At 22.7% G+C, this 21,329-nt stretch carries 17 protein-coding genes; all 17 read right to left on the bottom strand.

The window, feature by feature from the left end; all coding sequences use genetic code 4:
• Positions 1 to 36 precede the first annotated feature (36 nt).
• Positions 37 to 630: a flavin reductase family protein gene (locus tag SCULI_RS02285; protein WP_025363020.1), complete on the bottom strand. Its 594-nt coding sequence runs from the start codon at positions 628 to 630 to the stop codon at positions 37 to 39.
• Between the two features lie 103 nt (positions 631 to 733).
• Entirely contained in the window at positions 734 to 1,300 is a 567-nt protein-coding gene (locus SCULI_RS02280; RefSeq protein WP_025363019.1) for a lipoprotein, read from the bottom strand.
• A gap of 85 nt (positions 1,301 to 1,385) precedes the next feature.
• On the bottom strand, positions 1,386 to 2,240 hold the full coding sequence (locus SCULI_RS02275) for a MurR/RpiR family transcriptional regulator (RefSeq protein ID WP_025363018.1): 855 nt from the start codon (positions 2,238 to 2,240) through the stop codon (positions 1,386 to 1,388).
• 29 nt (positions 2,241 to 2,269) lie between these two features.
• Complete coding sequence (locus SCULI_RS02270; RefSeq protein ID WP_025363017.1) at positions 2,270 to 4,984, bottom strand: glycoside hydrolase family 38 N-terminal domain-containing protein; 2,715 nt, start codon at positions 4,982 to 4,984, stop codon at positions 2,270 to 2,272.
• Complete coding sequence (locus SCULI_RS02265; protein WP_025363016.1) at positions 4,974 to 7,100, bottom strand: fructose-specific PTS transporter subunit EIIC; 2,127 nt, start codon at positions 7,098 to 7,100, stop codon at positions 4,974 to 4,976. Before SCULI_RS02265 ends, SCULI_RS02270 begins: the two co-directional genes overlap by 11 nt.
• Before the next feature lie 154 nt (positions 7,101 to 7,254).
• Positions 7,255 to 7,698, bottom strand: coding sequence for a dual specificity protein phosphatase family protein (locus SCULI_RS02260; protein WP_025363015.1), 444 nt, complete (start codon positions 7,696 to 7,698; stop codon positions 7,255 to 7,257).
• Between the two features lie 28 nt (positions 7,699 to 7,726).
• The gene (locus SCULI_RS02255; RefSeq protein WP_025363014.1) at positions 7,727 to 8,404 is read right to left on the bottom strand and encodes a hypothetical protein; all 678 of its coding nucleotides are present in this window, start codon (positions 8,402 to 8,404) and stop codon (positions 7,727 to 7,729) included.
• 360 nt (positions 8,405 to 8,764) lie between these two features.
• Positions 8,765 to 11,302 (bottom strand): Z1 domain-containing protein, encoded by a 2,538-nt coding sequence (locus SCULI_RS02250; RefSeq protein WP_025363013.1) that lies wholly within the window; start codon positions 11,300 to 11,302, stop codon positions 8,765 to 8,767.
• Entirely contained in the window at positions 11,302 to 11,796 is a 495-nt protein-coding gene (locus SCULI_RS02245) for a hypothetical protein (protein ID WP_025363012.1), read from the bottom strand. Before SCULI_RS02245 ends, SCULI_RS02250 begins: the two co-directional genes overlap by 1 nt.
• Entirely contained in the window at positions 11,781 to 12,119 is a 339-nt protein-coding gene (locus SCULI_RS02240) for a hypothetical protein (RefSeq protein WP_025363011.1), read from the bottom strand. The genes SCULI_RS02245 and SCULI_RS02240 overlap by 16 nt, the downstream gene beginning before the upstream one ends.
• 2 nt (positions 12,120 to 12,121) lie before the next feature.
• Entirely contained in the window at positions 12,122 to 14,446 is a 2,325-nt protein-coding gene (locus tag SCULI_RS02235; RefSeq protein WP_025363010.1) for an ATP-dependent DNA helicase, read from the bottom strand.
• 13 nt (positions 14,447 to 14,459) lie between these two features.
• Positions 14,460 to 15,230 carry a hypothetical protein gene (locus tag SCULI_RS02230; RefSeq protein ID WP_025363009.1) on the bottom strand — a complete coding sequence of 257 codons (771 nt, stop codon included), beginning with the start codon at positions 15,228 to 15,230 and terminating at the stop codon, positions 14,460 to 14,462.
• A 103-nt stretch (positions 15,231 to 15,333) separates the two neighbouring features.
• The gene (locus SCULI_RS02225; RefSeq protein WP_025363008.1) at positions 15,334 to 17,283 is read right to left on the bottom strand and encodes a pentapeptide repeat-containing protein; all 1,950 of its coding nucleotides are present in this window, start codon (positions 17,281 to 17,283) and stop codon (positions 15,334 to 15,336) included.
• Between the two features lie 283 nt (positions 17,284 to 17,566).
• Positions 17,567 to 18,307, bottom strand: coding sequence for an HAD-IIB family hydrolase (locus SCULI_RS02220; protein ID WP_158499957.1), 741 nt, complete (start codon positions 18,305 to 18,307; stop codon positions 17,567 to 17,569).
• Complete coding sequence (locus SCULI_RS02215) at positions 18,285 to 19,049, bottom strand: ABC transporter ATP-binding protein (RefSeq protein ID WP_025363006.1); 765 nt, start codon at positions 19,047 to 19,049, stop codon at positions 18,285 to 18,287. Before SCULI_RS02215 ends, SCULI_RS02220 begins: the two co-directional genes overlap by 23 nt.
• Entirely contained in the window at positions 19,042 to 20,061 is a 1,020-nt protein-coding gene (locus SCULI_RS02210) for a FecCD family ABC transporter permease (RefSeq protein WP_038648310.1), read from the bottom strand. The genes SCULI_RS02215 and SCULI_RS02210 overlap by 8 nt, the downstream gene beginning before the upstream one ends.
• Positions 20,061 to 21,122, bottom strand: coding sequence for a TroA family protein (locus SCULI_RS02205; RefSeq protein WP_025363004.1), 1,062 nt, complete (start codon positions 21,120 to 21,122; stop codon positions 20,061 to 20,063). The genes SCULI_RS02210 and SCULI_RS02205 overlap by 1 nt, the downstream gene beginning before the upstream one ends.
• Between the last annotated feature and the right edge of the window lie 207 nt (positions 21,123 to 21,329).

The raw sequence follows: 21,329 nt of genomic DNA, 5'->3' as shown, positions 1-21,329 counted from the left end.
GTATATACAAAATAAAAAATAAACTTTCTTAGAAGTTTATTTTGCAATATGTTTTCCTAAAGGATTAGGATCTGTTTTTGTATATTCTTTTAATTTATAAATTAAAGGTTCTCATTTTTTTGAATCAATATTATCATTTTCATCTAATAGTTCTTGATGAACATGAACTCCATAAATGTCTCCAGTTACTAACATGAATTCATTATCTGGAATAATTTTTTTAATCCTTAAATCAATTGAAATTGGACATTCTTCAATTCTTGATAATCCTTGAAATGGTGACTCTAACTTTGTAAAACCAAGTTTATCAAATTCATCATTAATTTTTTTAAAATGATCATTATTTTTTGATTCTTCTTTTGAAAAACGATAATAGATCTCTGCCATTTTTTCAACTTTTTCTCAACTTGAAAAGTCAGGAATATTTACAATAACATTTGAAGAAAATTTAATGTTTTCATAACATTGTGATTTCTTTCCAATTGCAAAAACTATTGTATTATTTAAAGAAAAAAAACTTGAAATTGGAGTAATATTTTCTTGGTATTTATTATCAAAACTTGAAATTAAAGCTAATGGAAAACCTACAAATAATGTTTGATTTTTAATTCTTTTAAATGAATTGGACATAAAACTTCACCAATGCTCTCTATTTGTTTCTATATTATATAAAAATAAAACCACTTTATAAAGTGGTTTTATTAAAAAAACTTTGATTTATTTAAATAATTTTCTATGAATATCTTTCAATAATTTTATCTGCATATGAATAAGCATATTCAGATAAAAGAACTTCATAATTATCTTCAGTTTCTGCTGTTTTTCAATCTGAAATATAATTAATTAAGACTTCTGCTGATACCATATTAGTTTCATGAGAATCATCCAATAAATAGATTCTATAATTTACTTCGTCAATATCTAATTGAATTTTTTGTAAATTTGCTAAAGTTTTACTATTTTTTTCAAAAGTTCCAATTTGCTTAATAAAAATAGATCATTCTTCTGGTGTTTCTTCTCAATCATCACTTTGTTCTCAAATCCCATTTTCTTCATTTCATATTATTTTACCTTCATAACCAATTTCAATTAAATAATTATATTGTTCTTTAAAATAAGATTCAAAATCAAAATCATTTTCTTGGTCTTGTTTTTGCTCTAAAATTAATTCTAATTGGTCAACTGACATATTTTCATATGGATCACTATTGATAGGTTCATTTGGTTTACATGAAATTACTGTTGCACTGGTTGTTGCAAGCAAACCTGTAATTGCTAATAAATTTAATATTCTTTTCATATTTCCTCCTAAATATAAGACTAATTTTAGAAAAAAAAAAAAAAAAGCAAGTTATAAGTATAAATTTATACTCAATTCTTACTTATTAGTTATTTTTATTATTTGAAAATTTTGTTTTCAATGAAATTACATCAGATGTTTTTTGTCTATGTTTTATAAACTTTTCATCTTTTTCAACAATAAATTTTGATATTACATCTATAAAATAAATCATTGGAAGCATATTACTTATATATGCTTCATCTAGCATCTTATCAGAAACTATAAATTGTAAAAGAGCAGATATATCACATAGTTTTTCCATATGACCTCCTCTTTCGCTTAAACCAATTATAGTTGTTCCATTTTCTTTTGCAATTTCAATTGCATTTAAGATTATTTTTGTTTCTCCACTCATTGATATTGCAAATAACAAATCATTTTTATCCATTGTCATTGCTTTAACAAGCATCTGACCACTTTCTCTATCAATAACTGAAGTTTTAAAACCAAATCTTGAGAGTCTATTTGAAAAAAGCATTGCTGTAAGGTAACTTTCTCCAAGACCTATAAAATATATATGATTTGCTTTAAAAATATTCTTTATTATTGCTTCTATTAAATCATGATTAAATTTTTCAGAATTTAATTTTAGTAATTTAAAATAGTGAACTAAAATAAGTGATTCTTCTGCTCCATTTTTAATAAAATTTGAAGCTATTTCATTATCAATAAGATCTTTTTTTACACTTAAAATCAATGCTTTAAAATTATCTAATTTAATTTTTTTTAAAAATCCATAGAATGTCGAATAACCAATATCACAATTTTCTATAATATCATTTAATAAAATAAAATCTATCTTATCTAAATTATTATTTATATATTCAATAATTTTATTTTCTTTTTTTGAAAATTTATCTGTATTTTTCTTTATAAGACTACTAAAATTATTTTTCATTTATTTCACCTTTGATATTATATCATTTTTTAGAATTCTAATTTTAAAGTTAAAAACTCATTTTTACGAATTTTTGGAATAACAATTTTATTTTCTTCTAAAGAAAGTTCTCTATTTTTAAAACTTTGTTCTTTAAAGTTTGAGAATGATATTTTCTTAATCTTTTTATCTAAATTAAAATTTACATCATTAATATCTGCATTTGAATGATTATAAAATCTAAAAATAATTTCTTTATCTTTTTTTTCAGATATTTTTAAAGCTGACATATTAATGCCACTTTCATTTGTAGAAATTAATGTCTCTGAAAAAATATTAATTGATTCTTCAGCTTTTTTGAAAAATATATCTTCAATAACTTCAAAATTTACTGGTTGTCTAATTTCTTCTTTTATTAATGTTATTGCTTTATTACTTTCTTTATTACCGTTAAAAGATAGTAATTTAATTTTATAGTTTAAAGGTTTTAACATTTTTGACTCTGGAGTTTTTCAAAATATTCCAGATGGTCTTCCTGGGCGGAATTCTAAATTTGGTTTACCCATATATTCATAAGATCTAAATAATATTATTCTTAATGTTTGATCATCATATATATTATATTCACTTGAATCATGAGTACCAATTATCAATCCATTCTTTTCACTCTGTAATGAAACAAATTTTTGAAATGGGTAAAGACCATAATCTATATTCCTTTGTGATTCTTTTCAGTCTTTTTTTATCTCAAGTGTATTTATTCTTTTAATATTTCCAAATTGTTGTCCTGCAATATTTGTTAAGACTTTCTCATTAATTCCTAAATTTAAAGATAACATGTGCTCAATTGAATTATTTTTAATATTAACTTCAACATCAACAGTTTCTTTTTTCTTTCAAAAAGTAACTATTAATTCATATTCATTTTTTATTAAATCATTTGATCTTGAAATCCTATCCTTATTTAATGATTTTGGTAATAACATTTCATGTTTAATAGATATTTTTTTTAGAAAATCATTTGATTTAATAACTTCAATTTTTGGTTCACTATTTAAAGTATTGAATTTTGTATCTTTTAATGGTGGAGAATAATCATATGAATCGCCATCATCTCCAACAGATTCAAAATAAAGTAAATTATCATAAGTCATATCTTTTGTAATAATCTTAAGAGTTCCATTTTTTTGAATTAAATACTTTGCAAAATTATTTTCAAATGTAGTATCTGCATCAATTGTTTGAATTATTTTGCTATTTGAAGGTTGTTCATTTATATAGACTATTTTAAAAGATAATCCCGAAATTTTATTTGAGTCAATTGCTATTAAACTCTTATACATAACGTTTGAAAAATTTGAAAAATTTTCTCCCTTATTTTCATTTTTATAATCTTCTGCAGCAGAAACCATGCTTAAATAGTTACAATAATCAATATTTTCTTGAACCATATCAATTTCAACTTGTTCTACTAAATCAAAATTAATTAAATTTCCAATTTCATCAAGTATTCTAAAATCACTTGTTTTAGAAATAATTTCAATATTTACAATTTCAGATAATCTCTTTGCAACATTTGTATTATATAAAATAATAGGTTTCCCAAAGTCTTTAAAATTTATTTTTGAAAAAATTTCCTTATTAGTAGTTAAAATTAATTCATCAATAATTTGATTTGCGCGATTATATCTATTTTTAATATCTTCATGAGCTTCATCAGTACAAGTTGCACAAGCAGAATCATGAGCTTGGTTTGCAAATAATAACTTTCAAATGTAGTTAACTAAATTATTATCATACTTTATATCAAAATATATTTTTCCAATTGTCAAAATTGGTTCAAGAAGTTCAGATAATTTAAATTCTATATTTCGATTTAACTGTTTTAAATCCATTCTACTTGAAGCATCTCCATAATGAATTCTTTGATCACCAGCACTTCTTAATTCTCCATCTACGTATTCCAAAGTTCTTTCATCGATATCTTTTATTAAATCATCAAAATAGTCATCAATATTTGAAATAAATATTTCTGAATCAATATCATTTTCTTTATAATATAAATTAATTTCTTTTAATAATTCAGGTAATTTCTTTTGAATTGGTTCATGATCTGAACCACCCATAAATAGAAGTTTATTATCAACATATTTTTTTTGTAACATTGATTCAATTTCATTAATATATTCAATATGAGTACCATCTTCAGGAATTTTTTTAGAATATCCATATCCTAATGGTAAATGAACAGCTATCACTTCAGTACTATCAGAACCTTTTCATTTAAAATATCCTTTTTCAGTTGATTTTGAATCAACTCCTCTTCAAAATATTGCTCCTTTTAATGCCATCGATTTTATTAATTGTGGCATATTTGCACATTGTCCAAAAGAATCGGGAATATAACAAACTTCTTGGCTATAACCAAAATCTTCTGCTATATTTGAACCAATTAGTAAATTTCTACCGAGAGACTCTCCACTTGTTAAATAATTGTCAGGAAGCGTAAATCACGGTCCTAATCTTAATCTTTTACTTTTAACTAATTTTTTAATTCGTTCAATTTCATTTGGATTGATTTGAAGATAATCTTCTATAACAGATGATTGTCCATCAAACATAAAAGATGTAAAATTATTATCTTTTTCTAAAGTATCTAAAATTTCTCTAAAATATTTTAAAAATTTAACACGAAATTCTTCATAAGTTTTATACCATTCTTTATCTCAATGAGTATGGGCAATATAGTAATTTTTATTTTTCATTAGCAATTGACTCCTTTTTTTTATTTAAATCTATTTGAATACTTGATAAATGTTTTATTTTTTTATTATCTTTTTTTCTAAAAATATTTTGTATACTAATTCCAAAATTAGTAATTTCTGGAATTGGGCTATATAATTTAAATTTTATTTGGTTTTCTTTATGCCAAGAAATTTTTTGAAAGAAAAGATTTCCTATAACAATAATTGACAGTCCTACCATAATAGATAATATATAAAAATGGGGTTTTATTGGAAATCCTCATGCGTAAACAGCACTTAGATTTACTGTATTGATACTTCCAAGTGTAATAGCCATAGCTGCAGCTACCATACATCCAATTACATTTAATAAAGTAACTCTAATTGGATTTTTGATTGCAAAAGGAATTGCTCCTTCACTTACTCCAACAATTCCCATTATGAAAGCAGCTTTTCCACTTTCTTTTAAATCATCGCTATAATATCATTTACCAATTATAGAACTTATTCCTAAACCTAACGGTGGTAATATAATGGCAATTTGAACTCCAGTATTAGGTATAAAACTAGATAAATCCTGCTGTGTAGCTTCTGCTAAAAATCCTGCGCTAATTCCATAAGCTGCCTTATTAATTGGTCCTCCTAAATCAAATGCAATCATTCCTGCAAAAATCATTGCAACTAATGCACCACCAGCATTAGAATCAGTCAAACTAGTTAATGAATCTCTCAATATAACATTTAATTGGTAGAATGGATAACCATAAGCAAATCAAGTAATTGTTCCCCCAAGTAATGTTCCTAAAACTGGTACAAATAATATTGGAGTTAATGAAGATCAACTGCCTTTAATAATTGCATATTTTTGTATTAACAGAATTATATAACCAGTTGTAAGTCCACCAACCATTCCACCAACAAATCCCATTTCTCTAAATACACAAATAAAACCAACGATGAATCCAGGAGTCAAACCACCTTTTCCTGCTATTGAAAATGCAATAAAACCAGTAATAAATGGTACAAATAATGTTCCTAATCCAATTTTTGTCCCCATATATTCCAATGACCATAATCATGCAAGTCATCCTTGGTTATCTCAGATTTCCTGAGGTGTTTTGTCTCCAAATTCAGCCCATAAATCATTATAACCTGTTGCTAGTGCCAAAAGTCTTGATATCCCTATCAATACTGAAGCTGCAATTGCCAAAGGGATTATATAACTAATACCAGTCATTAAATGTTTTGTAACATCTTTCTTTGCATAATTTAATGACCTAGTAAATTTATTTTTTCCTTTGGGAACCTCTTTTTGTTTTAAATCAAATTTAATTTCACCTTTAGTAAAATTTTTAGAGTCTTCAATTAAAGTATTAATTACTTTCTTTGAATCTTTTATTACTTCTTTTGTTGAAGATTTTAAATTATATATACCATCAAATCGTTTTTCTAAATCAACCCCCACATCAGTTGCTAATATAACTCCTTGAGAATTATTAATAGTTTCATTATTAATTTTATTTTCAATTCCCATTGCGCCATGCGCTTCAACTATAATATTTAAATTTAATTCTTCACCTGCTTGTTCAAGTGACTTTTTTGCCATATATGTATGTGCTAATCCTGCTGGACATGCTACAATTGCACATATAGTTATTAAATCATTTGTATTTTTTTCTTCTTTTTCCTCTTCAAATGTATGTTCTAACAACTTTATAATTTCATCAACATTATTAGTTGTAGATAATTTTTGTCTATATTCTTTGTCAACCAATTTCATAGAGATCTGACTTAATACTTTTAAATGGTTGCTATTATAATCATTTTCTGAAATTAATAAAAAAATTGAAAATTTAACACCTTTATTATCAAAAGTTTCTCACTCTAAATTATTCTTATATTTTACAAAAAATATACCACTTTTTAATATTTGTGGTCCCTTTGCATGTGGAATTGAAAATCCTTCCTCTAATCCAGTCGAAATTTCAAGTTCTCTTTCTAAAAATAATTTTTCAAGAATTTTTTCATTTTTTATAAAACCTAATTTCTTAGCTATAATAGAAACTTGAGTAAAAGCTTCTTCCTTACTTTTTACATCTAAATCTAATATAATTTGTTTTTTAGATAATTTATCCATAAACATCCCTCCTCATAGATATTTTATCTTATATTTTCCAAATTTTAAGATAATTTTAAAATTTTTTCTATATACAAATAAAAAATCCTTACTAACTGTAAGGATAATATCTATAATGATAATTTTAGTTAATATCGAGAACTAAAGGTATCTATTAAAAATTATATGGATAATTTTTAATCAAAAACTCTTTTCATCCTGGATTTGGACTGTGATCTGGATAAATGCTTCAAAATGCTTTTTGTGATTCTTTATATGTATTTCCAGCAATTAAGTTATTGCGAACCATATACATAAATACTATTGAAGCACTTCTGTTAACTCCTCACAAACAATGAACATAAATCTTTTTAGTATCAATATTTTCTTCTATTTGATTAATAGCATCTTTAATTATATTTATATCCATATTATTAAAATCTGGATAATCTTCAAATTTATAATAAACTGCAGGTTCATCTCTATCTCAATAAATATCTTTACTTGTATCATCTGCTACATTATAAAAGATTTCCTCAGCACAACTAATACGCAATTGTGTATCATTTGGTGCACTATGTCTATCTCCTAAGTATAAATTATCAATAATTTTTTTCATATATTCTCCTAATTAAATTATTCTTCAATTATATTAAACAATTATATTTTAACAATAAAATCTCAATCACCTTTACATTAATTTCTAATTCTTCTCTACTATAATTTAAGATTTTATCCTTTAATTCTAATTCTTGTTTATCTCTAAAAACTTTATTTGCACTTAAACGAACTCAGTCACTTGAAATATTATTAGAAAAATTAAATTCAGTAATTATTTCTAATAATTTTTTAATTTTAATTTTTTTATTATTTAAAATATCAACTCCTGAATTTTGTTTATAAATATCATATATATCGTAAACAAAATAATTATTTGAAGAAAATTTAAAATTTTTTCTTTCTAAAAGACCACCAAAATAAATGATTGTATTAATATTTTGTTCCTTTATAAAAGAATATAATTTATTTTTAAGAATTTGCAATTTTACAGAATAATCATTTTTATCATTAAATTGTTCAATTATTAGCTGTTGATATTGCACATTATTTATTTTGAAATTCTTGATTTCAAAAAATACAATACCAATCATAAAAGGATTTCTATCATTAACATTTTTCTTTGAATCATCATTTCAAGAAAAAGCTTCAATATCAATAATTGCAGATCTTGAGTTATTAATATTTTTAATTATTTCCTTATATTTATCTAAAAATATTTCTATACTAATTTTATTCCCAATTTTAATTATTTTACTATTATTCATATATTTTCTTTTCTATTTATACTTTTTAAAACATAAAAATATTTAAATGAATTAATCATTATTCATTTTCTAACAAATCTTTATTTAATATTTGTTAATCAAGTCATTTCCAATAAGCAAATATAATTGATTCAGTTCACTCATTTAAACTATCTTCAAAAAACCTGAAGAATTTATCTTTAAATAATTATCAAATAGAATATCAAATAATTTTCTAAATTAGTCGATATTTAAATTTTATCATTATTTATTCTAAAAGCATTTAATTATCATATCTCATATAATTCATAAAATATTATCTTAGAAATTAATTTGTTTTTACTTATATATTTTTAATAATAAAATTAAAGAATTATTGTTTTAAGATAAAATTTCTTCCTCAGTAATTTCTTGGCCTGAAGTATTTATATAAACAATTTTATTTGATTTATATATTTCCTTTTCATGCGGATTATAAAATGCAATTGCTACTACTGGCAATTGTGATTGATTATTTTCATCCTCAACTTCATTTACAAATTTCAGTAATGAAATAAACAACACAGGATGATTTAAATCCAATAACTTACTTTTAAATTCATATTGATTGTTAACATTATTATCTTCTAAATCAAAAAAATAATTTTCAAAATCAGTTGTTAAAATTGTTCTAACATGAGCAATATTTTTATTATCAATATGTTTTCAAACAAAACTTTTTTTACTTAAATTGATTGATATATTTTCATTTAAATAATGTATACCATTTGCTTTACTATGAATATTTTTAATTACAACATCTCATTTATCAGATTGATTTTTATCAAAAATCATACAATGATTATCAATTTTTTGTTTTGCCATATTTTCAAAAGTTAGGTTTTCAAGTAAGTTTTTAATATTATTAAATTTTACGTTTTGTGCTATAAAGTTATGTTTATATTCTGTAAACTCTATCTCTTTTGTTCATTCACTCAAGACATTTAAATTATTTTCCAAAATTTTTTCATCTAAATCATAATTATAGATTTGATTTCTTCCAGTTTTTGATCATTTATCATATATTTTATCAGCACCCTTCATTTTATTTTTACTTGTAGGTAATAATCTGTGAGCAGAACTAATTTTTATTATAAATTCATCTGCACTTAGGCCTTGTTCTTCTTGGAACGTAACTTCTTTTTTAAAGTCATCATATGTTTCAAACATACTGTAGAAATCTGATCAAGCTTTTTTAGTTGTAAATACAGTTATGTATTCCAAATAATTATCTCTATAACCAAATCATCTACACATTTGCATTGCAGAGTCAAAAGTATTTGTATTTCTTCAAAATACAGTTGTGAATAGTCCAGGAATTGTAAGTCCTCTTGATAATTTGAATCCCCCAATTACTATTTGTATCTTTTCAATCTTTGAAGTTTCAATTTCAAATACTTTTGAATCTATATTATCTTTATTAACAATTTTAATTTCCGCATTATCTAAAACATGTTCAAAAGTATTTCAAAAGTCAAAATTAAATTTTTCAATAAATAAGTAATATAAATTAAAATATTTATCTTTTATAATTTGTTCTAATTCATTTTTAAAACTTTCAGTATTAAACATAAATTCTTTTTTAATTTGCATTAAAATATTTTGAACATGATTTCTAAAAAGAATTTGATTATCATTTTTTATGTCAATGTTTATTAACATTGTTTTAAAATATTCATTTTCTACAACCATTGAATTTTCGTTTAATTTGAATAAACTTGTTGTAAATAAAAATACTTTAATGGTCTCAATAAAATCATTGTATTTATCAAAATCTATAAAATTATCATTTTTAAATTCTTTTAGTTTTTCTTCATTAAGAAATTTAACACTATTAAACTCTGAATATAAACGATTAAACTTAGAAAAACCAGTATAGTTTATTCCTGGTGTAATTAACGAAATAAATTTATCAGGAAATAATGTTTCTCCCTCATGAGTTTTATCTCTATCTGTTAATAAATTAGCAAACGGAGTTGCTGTATAAGAAACATAAGAAACTTTTTTGAATTTTTTCATCAATTCAATTATTAATGCATTTGTTTTTGTAACATTTTCTGAAGAAGCAGAAGAAGCATCTTGAGATGCTAAATCCCCTTCATCATCAATTATTAATATTTTTGAGTTTAATGTTTTAGTTAAATCAGATTCTTTGCCATCGCTTGTAGGTTTAAGTGAAAACTCATGATATTGATCAAATAAAGAATTTAGTGTTTTTAAAATAGGAACTGTTTTTTTAGTTACTCAATATGTTTTTTTAGTTTCGTTTAACATATAACGTGTTGAATTTGATTTTGAAATTTCTCCATCTATTGTTTGATTTACAATGTCTTGTTTTTCTAAATCAAATCAAGAATTAATTTCATCTTTTTCAACACCAAAACCTTGATTTAACCTTTTACTTGTTTGTTCACGCAAATCATTAATTAAACCAGATAAAAGTATTACTGATTTATAACCTATATCAAAAGCTCCATTAATCAAACCAACCATTGAAGAAGTTTTACCTGACTGAATATCTCCAATTACTAATCCTTTAATTTTGAATTCTTCAACCTCATCAGCAACACTAATTTGTTTTAAAATATCAACAGTTTCTTCTTTAAGGTTTTTTAAATCAATATAATTTCTATTTAAACCTTGTAAATAATTTGTAAAATTTGTTAATTCCAATTCCTCAATTGGTTTATATTTTAATATTTTTGAATTTTTAAAATTAAAAATATTTCTATTTGGATCCTCAGATACTATTTTTAAAATTTGCTCTTTTGGTAATTCAAATTTAATAGCTAATTTATCAATAATTTCAGCTTTTGAAAACATATTAAAATTTTCCAAAGCTAAATACTGTTTATATATTGTTTCAGCATTATTTGTCATTATTTAAACCTTCCTTCTATATATTTTGAATATTCAAATTTTGATGAAAAATACTCATTTTTTAGTATTTCACATTGTTTTTCTTCATCATAGTTTTCAATTATTTTCATAACTTGTTCAAAAGATAATTTATTTTCTTTTCAAATATGTATTTTACATCCTTTAGTAATAATATTTCCATATATTTCAAATTTATAATCTTTTTTTTGTACTGTATGTATAAACTCATAGAGATCTATACAATATTTTCTTAAAAGACTATCGTCTACAAATGTAGCAAAGTAACTGTATTCTAAGATTTTATTAACAAAATCATTTATTTTTTCTTCATTTTTTTCGTATTCTTTAATAAAAGAATACGAAAATTTTGCATTATTTAATAAATATATTTTTTTATCCAATACTAATTGATTAATTTTTTGGTTAATCTCACTAATAGGATATTTCAATTTATATTTATTAAATAAAACATTTATATCTATAATATTTTCCATAATTCATTTTCAAAGAAATTGTTAATATCAGTTTTATCATTTATTTTTATAATTTTTTCTATACTTATACCTTTAAAATTTGAAGATATATTTGCAAACCCAATTACTAAGAATTCATCAGTTTTAGTAATATCATTTTTAATATGTTCAAGTTCATATGCAATATTTCCAAATGATTGAAACATCACCATGATTTGTTTTTGTAATTTTTCAGCACCAATATTTGTTGTTCATAATGTTGCATTTACAAATGGTTGATTATTTTTAGCTATTTTTAATTCAGATATATTTGAAATATTTCCAATCCCAATAAATAAATTCATTATTATTCTCCTTCTTTTACTGTTAAACAATTATTGATAAAATAAATCATCATTGATTTTATATTTTTAAAATTTGTCAATATTTGTTCAACAAAAACTTCCTTTTTTCCACAAAGAATTAGATTATTTTTTGCTCGTGTTACTGCAGTATATGCCATTCTTTTATTGTGAAATAATCTTTCATTACTTGTTTTGCCTTCAACACAATACATTAACTCATCAAATTCTCCTCCTTGAGATTTATGAACAGTTATTGCATAGGCCAATTTCATTTGAACTGTTGAAGATGAAGCAAAAGTATATATTTGATTTGAATTATCAAATATAGGTAAATCTTTGTTTTTCATTTTCATATTATAAAATATTACATCATCTATTTTATTTTCTTTTGGATTGATTCATCCCAATTGTCCATTATAAATTTCAATATTATTATCATTTTTTAAAATCATTATTTTATCATTTAATTTAATATTTTTATGAAACTTTTTATCAGTATTTATTTTATTTGAAATTTTTGTATTTAATTTTGAATCATTATAAGAATATTCTTTTTCTGAAGATGTGACTGGAGTAATTATTTGAAATTTTTGTTGAATGTATTCTTCTTTTGGTACACTGTATTTTTCATACATCATTTCATATAATTCATCAGGTTTGATATCAAACATCATTTCAATATCTGAATATTTTTTTAATGAATCAATAAATTCATAAACATTTGTTCTATTAAGATCATTGCTTAATATTTTTTGTGATAACTCAATAATACCTTTACCATTTAATTGCCTATGATTTTGTTTTAAAGTTACTTTTGGTATGAAATCAAAATTAACCATCTGTTCAAAAACATTACCAACTTCAATTGGTGGTAATTGATTGCTATCTCCAATGAACACAATTCTTTTAATAGTATTTGGAATTGCTTTAAATAAACTATAAAATGCAAATAAATTAATCATTGATGATTCATCAACAATTAATAAGTCAGCTTCAATTTTGTTATTTTCATTTCTCATAAATGTATGGAAATCAATTGCTTCAAGAATTGAATGAATTGTACCAATTTTAGTGTTCCTAAATATATCATCATTCATTTTTTCTTTAATATTATTTGCAGCCATCCCTGTTGGAGCTGCAACAAATATTTTTTTAGAAGACATTGGATAAGCTTTTAAAAATAATTCAATCATAGCTTTTATAACAGTTGTTTTTCCAGTTCCAGCGCCACCGTTTATTAAAAGTATTTTATTATTTGAAAATAACTTTAAAGCTTCTTTTTGTTCATCAGACAATTTTATTTCTTCAATTGTTTTATTAAATAAAAATTCATCTAAATTATTAGTTAATTCATTATTTTCCATAAGAAAATGAACCAATTTTTCAGAGACACTTTTTTCTTGTATATAGATTAATTTTTCAAAAATTACATTATTCTCTTCTATAATTCATTTTTTATTGAATAATGTTTGAGTTATTTCATTTCTATTTTCAAATAATAATTTATATTCGAATAATGAATTAAATTCATCTTTTTCTAAATAAGTATTTCCAGTATCAAATGCTTTCAAAGTACAAAGATATCGCATTTCATAAGCCATTCTAAGTTTATCATTAACCAAAACACCTAAACTGATTAACAAATCATTAATATATGTAAATTCATTTTTTAGATCATAATTGTGTTGATCATAAAAAAAGTTAGTAATATAATTAATTAAATTATCAGAAAGATCAAATTCAATTTTTTGGTAATTCAAAGAAAACAATAATTGATTTATATATAAAGGTTTAATTGAATTATCTAAATAAAATAAAATCATTTTTTCATATTTTTTAATAGATTCAATTTTATTTTTTAGAGGTATTAATTTATCGATTCCCGTTTTTATATCTCTATTTTCACTTTCAATATTTTGTGCAAATTTCTCTAATTGCTTAACAAAATAGTTATAAGAAGTAGAACTCTCACTATTACTTGCATACATTTTTCGTTCTACTTTTTTTAATATGTTATATACATCTCATGGATTAATCCCAATTGGATTTAATATATCACTTATCATTTCAGTTAGAATTTTAATTTTATATTCATGAACCAAATAAATACTTTTTATTTTAATTAATTCATTTGGGTTTTCAATATGATTAACTTTAAATTCTAATAAAAGTTCTTCATTTTTAATAGGAACACGTCCAAGAATAAATTTTAAAACCCCTTGTTCTACAATTATGTGTTTTCCAGAATTTAATTCAAATTTTCATTTTCATTCATATCCATTATGAAATTCAATAAATTTTGCTTTCTCAAACTTTTTAACATACATATTTTTATCCTCTTTATTCATTTTTTAATAAATCTATATTTAAAATTAGTTCCTCTGGTCAATTTGCTAATTGACAAATATAATTCATTAACTCAGTACCCTTCTGTAAATCAATTCAGCTATGTTTCTTTACTTTTTCAAAATTTAATACATCAGAATTTCTACCTTTTAAAATTTCTTCAAAATGTTTCATCCCATCTCTTCCGATTTCAAAATTTTCATATTCATCACCATTTTTATACATAAAAGTTTTTATCATGTCTTGAACTTTATGTTTATAGGATAAAATTTTAAAATTTGATTCATTAAAAAAGAAACCACTATATAAATCAAAACCCCTTATGTTCAAGTATTTATCCAAGTTAATTTCAGCACCAAATTTAGTAACAAAAAATTCTAATGCTCGTTTTTCTAAAAAATCTGCCATAAATAAAAAATAGTCAATTTCATTAGTTTTAACATAATTTGCAATAAAAATAGCCATTTTCTCAAGTTCTAATAATAATTCATTTTCACTTCTTCATTCATCTCTAAATTGATAAACTTTTTCGTTTGTTGAAATAAATTGATTTAAATCAAAATTAAATGTCATTGTGTTTAAACAAACTGTATATGGTATATCATTTATTGTAATTTGTTTAAATTTATTTTTATTTCTCATGTGAAACTGAAAAGCTTCAAAGTCAATTACCACCAATCTTTTATTTTTAAATCTTTCTATAATGTTATAGGCGCTTCTTTTATTAAACGCAAAAAAATAACTATCATTTTTAATTACATGCATATCTTTATACCCCCACAAATATAAAAAACTACCATAATTGTACATTAATAATGTACATTATAGTAGGTTTAATGTTTATAAAATTTAAAAATATTATATATTTCTAAGTTTCTTTTAAATAATGTTTTTTTAAATAAAAAACTTCCTCATATTCTTTTTCAGAATATAAATTTATAAATATCTTAAATATTGTAAAATTTCTACCAAAATCACCTTCAAATTCATCAGAAGTAATACTTAAATATTGAGCAATATCAAACATTTTTTTAGAAATATCTTTGTCCATATATTTATACTTTGCAATTGTATATATATCAAAATAGTTAATATACACTTCACAATAAGGTTCAATTGCTTTTAAAAATATTCTTAAATGATACGAAGAATTATATGTGATTACATAATCAATATCTTTAAAAATAATTAAAATATCATTGATAAAATCTTCAAGTTTTGGGAGATGTTCTAACTTTTTATATGATTCAAACCCTGAAAGATTATCATTTTTTTCAATAAAAGAACTCTTTAAATATGAATTTGGATATAAATCATAGTTTTTAGGCTTAAAAACAATATATTTAGTTTCTACAAGTTTTTTATTCGAGAATATACTCATATTAATTTTATATATTGAATCTACATCATTTTTGGTTCCATGCAGATCAATTGTTAATACCATAATTCTTTTACTAAAGATATTATTAACATTTTTTAAGCCATATTCCCTAGACAATATCTCTTTTTTACAATTATTTGTTTTCTCTTCTAGAATATCTTTTTTATCTTTATCAAAATGAATTTGTTTTTCTTCATATTCTTCAAAAGCTTCATCATCTTCATAACCTTTTGAATATTTATAGTATATTGATGACCTGTATCCATATTCATCTTTTAGAACTTTTTGGTCTGTTTCAACATCTTCATCAATTATATATTTATTTCTTTTTTTCATTAAATTTTTATGCAAATCAAGGTCTCCAAAAATTAAATAATCATATAAATTTAAAATATCATATTGTATATCTTCATTAAAATAATCAATTTCAACATTAAATTCTTTATATTTAATGTTGATAATTTCTAGAAATATTTTCTTTCATAATCCTATAAAATTTTGATCATTTACTATTTTATATTTTTGAAAATTAGATTTAATTTCATAAAAATAGATATTAATAGCTCTTAAATAAAATAGACTTTTAGTAATTGATTGATTATCAAATAAATAAATATTCAAATATCTATCCCCAGTTTTATACAAGTCCACATGATCAAAATCTTGATAATTAGATTTTAAAAGTAATACTTTTCTTTCATCAATATCTCTAAGTTCATTTAAAAATATAATATTATTTTTAACTAACGTTTTACTAGTTTGTAACTCTGTTATTTTAGTTAATAAAATTAAATTTTGTCTAAACTCACTATTAAGAAATTTTGAATTAAATATTTTTAAATCATACACTGTATTATTTATAATATCTACAATATCAAATACAATTTTATTCAATAGTAAGTAATTGAATATATTTTGTTTAGCAATTAATTGAATAAAAGTACACTCTTTTATTTTTAAATCTATTACGCTATTTTCTAAATACAATTCATTAAATTTATTTCTATATAATTTAAACTCAATTATATTACTTTTAATAATATTAAAAATATCTAATTTTGAATTTACAATATTTAATTCTTCAATGCCAATAGATTCAAAAATCAATTCTTCAGAAATTGTATCTAATATATTAAGTACCTTACCCTTAGCGTTTAAAAATTTGGTTTTAATAAGTTCATCTTTATCAAATGTTACAAAATTTAATGTTGTATCTTCAAAAATACAGTCTTCAAATAAACAATCTTCAAAAATAATATTGACAAAATTTACTTTTCAAAAATACACATTACAAAATGTAATATTTTTTAAATGCAAATTTGACAAATTAAGATTAAATAATTTTACATCTTTTAAATCAAAAGAAGATATATATTCATCTTTATTATTGTCTAAAATTTCATAAAATGATTTTATATTCCCTTCGTTATAAACCATATCTTATTCTCCCAACAGAAAAAAACCAATTTTTATTTACTAAATTATTGATTTTTTTATTAGCTATTTTTAAAATTTAAAGTAATCTATTTAAATATAAATATTAAAACTACTATAATTGTACAAGATTACTGTATATTATAGTAGTTTTAATATGGAATTTATAGCTTTAAATACACGAATTAATTAGTATCTATATAATCATTGTCCCCCTTAATGTTGTTATTTCGACTTATTTTTAACTAAATTATTTAAAATCAAAGATAATTCTTTTTACGTATTATTAAATAATTGAAATTTGTTTTAAATATTTATATACTCCTTCTTCAGAGCATGAATCAGTTTTAGCAAAAGCAAATTTTTCTAAATTATGATATCCATCTCCCATCATAATACAATAATCATATTTTTGAAAGATTTCTAAATCATTTGGTCCATCACCAAAATATAAAAATTTTTCATTATGGTTAAAATATTTTAAAACCTTAGAAATACCATTTACCCTTGAACATTTTTTATTTTGTAAAGCCACAGAATTTGTTTCATTTCAATGATATATATTATATTTATTCTCAAAATCTTTTATAGAAGAAGAATTGATATTAAATAATACAATAACAAAAGGCCATTTTAAAATTCCCATCTGATCATTTACAAAACCATTTGAAACAGCAAGGTTTTGGGATGAATAGTTTTTAAAGAATGCTGTTTTTGACCCATAGGTTAACTGATCAAAATTCAAAAAAACATTTTCTACTCTACTTTGAAATATCACCTTATTATTGCATACAATATATGATCCATTTAAACAAATATAAAAATCAAAATTTATATTAACATTTTTTTTACATCAATCATAAGTTCTCATAGTACATACTCCTACTTTTATTCCTTTAGATTTTAAGGTTAAAATTGAAGAAATAATATTTTTTGAAATATGTTTTTGCTCATTTTTATCAAATAGAGTTTTTCCAATATCAAAAATTATAAACTTATAATCATTATCTGAATGTAATTTCATCATAATCTGATTCCTTACTATATTTAAGATTATTGCCATAAATCTCTTTTAAAATTACTGGAGTTATAATTTTGCGTGCTGGACCTTGATTAATTAGTTTTCCTTCTTTTATTAGAAATACTTTTGCATCTAAATGTAAACAAATATTTGGATTATGACAAGATAAAATAATCGTTTTTCCTTTATCTTTTAATTTTTTTAGAATTTCAATTATTTTATATTGATTTTTCAAATCAAGTGCTGAAAGTGGTTCATCTAATACAATTATTGGTGTGTCTTGAATAATTGCACTACAAATGTAGACCATTTGTTTTTGTCCTCCGCTTAAGTGGGCAATACTTTGATCTAATAAATCTTCAATTAAGAATTCTTTTGCTATGCCCTTAACAATACCAAGTTGTTCTTTACTTGGTTGTGAATAAAATTTTAATCTATTTGCAAAGCTAAACATTAAAAAATCTTGAACTAGAAAAGTATTGTTATTATTTATTAACTGTGGCACATAAGAAACTAATTTTGATAATTGATGATTTTTAATTTCATTAATATTTAATTCATTTAAACTAATTGTATTTTCTTTTATTTTTAGTAAACCTGTTATTAATTTTAGAATAGTAGTTTTGCCACATCCATTTAAACCTAAAATAACTGATATTTCATTTTCTTCAAAATTAGCACTTATATTATTTAATACCTGCTTATTCTTATAAGAAAAATTTAATTCCTTTAAAACTATATTATTCATATATATTCCCCTTTTTTAGTGCTAAAATCACAATAAATGTTGGTGTTCCAATAAAGCCAGTTATTGCAGATAAAGGTATTTCAGAATTAGTAAACGATCTTGATATAATATCACATAATAATAAAAAAATTGCACCTAAAAATATTGATATTGGAATAGAAAATACATTATTTCTTCCAACAATAATTCTAGTTATATGTGGTATCACTAATCCTACTCAACCAATGACTCCAGCAAAGGCAACTGAAATAGAAGTTAAAATTGTAACAACAATGATCAGTACTAATAAATGTATTTTATAATTTAATCCCCTAGTTGTAGCTTCTTCTCTACCTAATGAAATGATATTAATTCTTCATCTCAAAATTAAGAGTATAATTGAACAAATACTGACTATTGGCAAAATTATTCAAACATCACTCATAATAACTTTGGAAAATGAACCCAATAATCAAAAAGTAATTTCACCTAGTTGACTGTCTGAATCTGCTAAATATTTTATTAAACTTAATACTGCTCCCATAAATCCTGAAATTATAATTCCGGATAATAGTAAAATTATTGGCGAATCATTTCTAAATACCTTTGCAATAAACAACGTTAAAATCATTGAAATAATTCCAAAAACAAAAGAAAATGTACAAATTCATATCCCACCTAAACCAACGAGTATTGCAAAGCATGCACCAACACTTGCACCACTTGAAACACCTAATAAATCAGGTGAAACTAATTTGTTTTGAAAAATTTCTTGATATACAAGTCCAGATAATGCTAAAGATATTCCTATTAAACTTGCAGCAATTGTTCTAGGTAAACGCAAGTTAATAATTATACTTCTCTCAATCGTATATTTTGTTTTTGCATTGAATAGAGCTTCAAAAAAGACATTAATTTTCATTGAGAATCTGCCAAAATAAAGACTTGAAAAAAATAGTAAAGTAAATATCAATGAAAAAAGTATAAAATAAAATATTATATTTATTTTTTTAGGTTTCTTTTTTATAACCATTAAATTAATCATTGTCCGTTTTTATCCAATCCTTGTAACATATAGTTTAAATTTTGATCGTTTATTTTATAATTAAAATATTTATTTAAAGTTTGTTTAGTTAATTCTCCAATATCAAAATCAAATAGATTTGGATAAAGTTTATTCGCTATATCATAAATAAACAATGAACTTTCAGCTGAAGTTTGCTCTCAACTTACAAAACTTAATGGAATTGTGTATACATTATTTTCATTTACTGCTCTTAAGTCTTTCCATACATTTTCTTTATGAATTCTTTCAAACAAACTTCTTTGATAAATTCCACCAATTACAACCAAGTCTGGATCTTCTTTTGCAACTGCTTCTACACTAGGTCTATTAGTTTCAAAACGATCACAAATAAAATCAATTTTTAAAATATCAAAAACATATTCTAACATTGATTTTCCTAAATCTGTATAACCTAATCCGCGATCTTTATCACCGCATATATAATATAATGTTCTTATATCTACTTCATGATCGTCTAAAACTTTTTTAACTTCTCTAACAGCTGTTAAAAAATCATTTTGTCAGTAGTCAACAATTTCTGATGTTTCAACAGGCCATATTTGTTTTACTATATTTGAAAATGTAAATACATATTCATCATAGCCAGTCTCAGCAAATTGTCTAATACACAAAGCATTAAGGCCATGTTTTCTAAGATTTCTTGCAGTTGTAGGTTCTGGAATAAAAATTAAATCAACATCTCTTACAATAAATGTTTCAACACTTGTGTCATAATCATAGCCAAATAATTCAATTGAGGTTGGATAAATTTCTTTAGCTCATGAATTATCAAGAACACTATAATAAGTACCATCAAGATATTCACCCATACCAAAAGCAATCATTAAGTCTCCCGTAGAAGGTGACACTGCAGCTACTTTTTTGGGATTTTCATCAATATATACTTCATCACCTGCCATATCAGTAATTAGAATTTTACCTTCCCTTAATGGATTACATCCCAATACAAATGTAGTTATTAAAAAACAATTTAATAAAATTAATACAGACATAATTATTTTTTTCATATTCTTTTCTCCTATTAACTTAAAATTTAAACTGTTTTTATTTTATCAAATTCACAATTATTTTTTACAAACAAAAAGCAACTTTTCACGAAAAACTCAATATTTATCTCAATATTGAACTACTCCCCTTAAAGTTACTATTCTTATTTGATGTGATTTTTAAATCTATTTAAGTCATTTATTTTCTTTTTTAGATTGTTTAAATCA

Origin of the sequence: Spiroplasma culicicola AES-1, assembly GCF_000565175.1 — a bacterium.
Classification (GTDB): Bacteria; Bacillota_I; Bacilli_A; order Mycoplasmatales; family Mycoplasmataceae; genus Spiroplasma_A; species Spiroplasma_A culicicola.
The sequence above is the reverse complement of the archived record's forward strand: the minus strand, read 5'-3'. Positions and strand labels throughout refer to the sequence as shown.